This is a genomic window from Halolamina salina, assembly GCF_042678005.1.
Taxonomy (GTDB): domain Archaea; phylum Halobacteriota; class Halobacteria; order Halobacteriales; family Haloferacaceae; genus Halolamina; species Halolamina salina.
Genome location: NZ_JBHUDH010000082.1, coordinates 279 through 4193, shown reverse-complemented (window position 1 = coordinate 4193; position 3915 = coordinate 279). Strand labels below are relative to the sequence as shown.

The following is a 3915-nucleotide window of genomic DNA, read 5'->3' as shown; positions in this document are numbered from 1 at the left end:
CCTCGCCCCCCGGGAGGACGCCGGGGGGAACACCGACGACGGATCGACGGCCGAGCCGATCACCCTCCACAGCGTCGAGAGCGAGGACCACGCCGAGGCGTTCGAGTTCGCCGAGGACGCGACGAACGTCGCCGCAGCCCGCCGGCTCCTCGCGGAGACGGACTACGACAGCGAGTCGGTGTTCGTCTTCCAGACCCGCATCGGCGAGTGCTACCGGCTGAAACTCAACTACGTCACCCGCGGCGACGACGGCGACCCGAACATCCAGTTCTGTCGGGTGATCCGCGACGCCCACACCGCCTGCGAGCGCGAGGCGTCCGACCACACGGCCGCACTCGTCCGACTCCCGTTCCCCGCTGACGGGTACGACGGGCTCTCAGCGGGCAGCGGCGGGAGCTGTGACCCGATCCCGGACCGGTACAACGGGAGTGATTCGTCGTGAGCCGGCTCACCCGCCGCTCGGCGCTCGCGGTCGTCGGGACCGCGCTCGCTTCCGGACTCGCTGGCTGTAGCGGCACGGGTTCGTCGGAGTCGACCGTCGAGTACGACAGGTCCGCGATCCGGGCGCTCCCGGGCGATCTCCCGCGGGTCACCGCCACGATCCCCGTCCAGCCGACCGAGGAACACCTCGCGGCCGCCCGCGAACGCGTCCGGTCGCTGCTCGACGGGGCAGACGTCTCGGCGGTTCCCAACGCCGCCGTCCGGCACGAACTCGCCGCCGAACGCGACGCCGCACGGGGCGCGCTCTCACAGGATCGCGACGGAGAGACCCGCGCCGACGCACTCGCCGGGCTCACGCACCCCCGCTCGGAGGCGATGTTCGTCCACGCCGGCCTCGCCGCGTTCGACGGCGAACTCACCGCGGCCGACGTGACCGAACGCCGCGAACGCCACCACCAAGATGCGACGGCGTTCCTCGACGACTACCGCCACGCTGGGCCGGCTGACGACCCCGTCGCCGCACTCGCCGAGCACGCCGAGATCACTGACTGGGGCCACACTGGCGTCCGCCTCACTCGAGCGAACGAACGCCACGAGTACGAGAACACCGTCCTCCGCGTCGCCGAACTCGCACAGGGCGTCGAGTGGGGGCGGGCCTACGCGGCGGACGCTCGCCACCTGCACGAGCACTACGTCTCGACGTTCGACGACCCTCGCGATTACGGGGCGCGTTTCGAAACCGTCGCGGCGACGCTCGTCGAGGAGGTCGAACCGCACGCGACGCCGCCCGACTGGGACGCGGTGGGGAGCGAGATCGACCGCGACATCGCTGACACGGCGGGCGAGACGCTCCTCGAGGAGCTGACTCGGAGCCGGTGGACCGGCGCACGGAACGCCGTCGATCGCCGCGACGGCGGGCGCCCCGCCGGCGCGATCACCGCCGTGATGCGTGCCCTCGCGGCCGACGGCGCGCTCGCGGACGCGGAGGCGGCGGTCGCCGACGGCGAGTACGGCGTCCCCGAGTCGATCGACCCGATCGCCGCCGAACGCACCGCCGCCGTCGACGGCCTCCGGACGCTCCTCGATAGCTCGCCCGCGCTGCTGGCGCGACGGCTGGCACAGATCGTCCATAGCCGGATACAGAACGCCGACGAACTCGTTCGGTCGGGCGCCGTCCCCGAACCGGGGCGCTCCCTGTACGCGGAGTACGCCGCCGCGAACCTCCTCGCAACTGCCGCGCCGACTGTCGCCGAGCGAGTCGGCGATGCAGTGACCGACTGAGAAGACTCGGCGAGAAGTGTTTTCGTCGAGTACGACGACGCGGAACGGTCCGCGACGGCGGTACGATTAAGCCGCCGTTGGGCCACTGTTCCGGCATGAGCGACCCTCCCGACGACGGCACCGCTGAGGACCCCCCATCGGCGAGCATGGCGGAACCGTCGTCGCCATCCGAATCCGGACCGGACGCGGACGACCAACCCTCCGTCGCGGCCGAGGCGGGGATCGACGAGTCGGTCGTCGGCGTCCCCCACGAACTGGCGTCGACGGTCCGCCTGCAGTGGATCGTCGGGTCGACGATCGGCGCGCTCGTCGCCGGCGTCGTGCTCGGGGTGATCGCCTACTTCGTCGGCACCCGAACCGATCTGCTCGCCCCGGGTATCGAGTCCGCCGCCCGGATCGGGATCGCCGTCTTCGCGCTGTTCGCGCTGTTCGGCGTCGTCCGGGCCGTCCTGCTCTACCGCTCGTGGGAGTACGTCGTCCGCGCGGACTCGCTGTTCCTGAGCCGCGGCGTGTTCACCCGTGTCCGGACGGTCGTCCCATACGTTCGCGTCCAGCACATCGACACGACGCGGAGCCCGCTGGAGCGCCTGCTCGGCCTGTCGACGCTGGTGGTCTACACCGCCGGCTCCCGCGGCGCGGACGTGACGATCCCCGGACTGACGCCGGACCGCGCGTCGACGCTGCAGGAGCGCCTCGAACGGCTCACCACCGAGTCCGAGGAGGAAGACGCGGTATGACCGACGGGGAGACGACGGGCGAGGCACCGCTCACCGGGCGCGTGTTCCGGCTCCACCCGCTGTCGGTCCCCTACCGGCTCGTCGAGAACGGGCTGGGGCTCGTCGTCGCCGCGCTGTTCATCGGTCCCCCGGCGTTCGGCGCGGTCGCGGGCGCGGTCGGCGTCACGCTCGCGCTCGCGCTCGCCGGCCTCCTCGCGGTCGCCGCCGTCGTCTACGGGATCGCCTACTACCGCCGCTTCGAGTACGAACTCACCGCCGACACGTTCGACATCCGCTCGGGCGTGTTCGCGAGACGCGAACGGGAGATCCCGCTGGGCCGGATTCAGAACGTCGACATCAGCCAAAACGTGGTCCAGCGCGCGCTGGGGATCGCCGAACTCCGCCTCGAGACCGCCGGCGCGAGCGGGAGCGAGGCCCACCTACAGTTCGTCGGCGAGGATCGCGCGGGGCGGCTGCAGGCGGAGATCAGCCGACTGAGCCGCGGCGGTGAGGAGACCGCGGAGGAGACCGACCGGTTCGAGACGGTGTTCGAGATCGCCGACCGCGAACTGGGCGTGCTCGCGCTGGTGTCCGCCGACGCCCAACTGCTCTCGATTATGTTCGTCGTCGGCTCGGTGTTCATGCCCACGATCGGCTCGATCGTCGGCGCCGAGTGGTTCTTCGGTGCCGAGGCGGGGCTGACCGGACTGATCGGGCCACTGGCCACGCTCGCGGGGATCCTCGCGCTGGGACTTATCTACGGCGCCATCAACGCGACGCTGTACTACGGCTTCACGCTCCGCCGCGGCGACGAGGAACTCCGCTACGAGCGGGGCCTGCTCCAGCGCTACAGCGGGACGATCCCGCTCGGGAAGGTCCAGTCGCTCACCATCGAAGAGAACGTGCTCGCGCGGGCGCTGGGCTACGCCTCGCTGGAGATCGAAACCGCCGGCGGCAGCGGCGGCGAGGGCGGGCAGGACACCTCCCAGTCGGCGGTCCCGATCGCCCGGCGCTCGCGGGTGTTCGAGCTCGCGAACTCGATCGAACCGGCCGGCGAGATGGCGTTCGAGCGCCCCCCCAAGCGGGCCCGCGAGCGCTACGCGGCGCGCTACGCGGGCGTCGTCGCGCTCGCGACCGGGCTGCTCTACGCGATCCAGAGCGTCCTCGAAGCGTCGTTCGCCTGGTGGGCGCCGCTCGGCCTGCTGCTGCTCGTCCCGGTCGCCGCCCACCTGAAGTGGCGATCCCGCGGCTACTACGTCGGCGAGAATCACGTCGTCACCCGGAACGGGTTCTGGGTCCGCCGGCTGAAAGTCGTCCCGTACTACCGGGTGCAGACGGTGTTGAGCTCCGAGACGGTGTTCCAGCGGCGCCGGCGCCTCGGGACGGTGACGATCGAGACGGCGGGCGTCGAGGGCCGTGTGGTCATCTACGAGCGCACGGGTGGGACGCCGTCGATCGAGTCCGCGACGCCCGAGCC

3 protein-coding genes are annotated in these 3915 nt (G+C 71.5%); all 3 read left to right on the top strand.

Translation table 11 applies throughout. From position 1 onward, the window contains the following. The first annotated feature begins 438 nt into the window (after positions 1–438). Positions 439–1722, top strand: a complete 1284-nt coding sequence (locus ACFR9S_RS08325; protein WP_379818409.1) for a hypothetical protein — start codon at positions 439–441, stop codon at positions 1720–1722. A 95-nt stretch (positions 1723–1817) separates the two neighbouring features. Then, a complete protein-coding gene (locus tag ACFR9S_RS08320; RefSeq protein ID WP_379818408.1) occupies positions 1818–2459 on the top strand; it encodes a PH domain-containing protein in 642 nt (213 codons plus the stop codon). Beyond that, positions 2456–3915: PH domain-containing protein (locus ACFR9S_RS08315; RefSeq protein WP_379818407.1), on the top strand; the 1460-nt coding region annotated here is incomplete at its 3' end. The genes ACFR9S_RS08320 and ACFR9S_RS08315, both read left to right, overlap by 4 nt.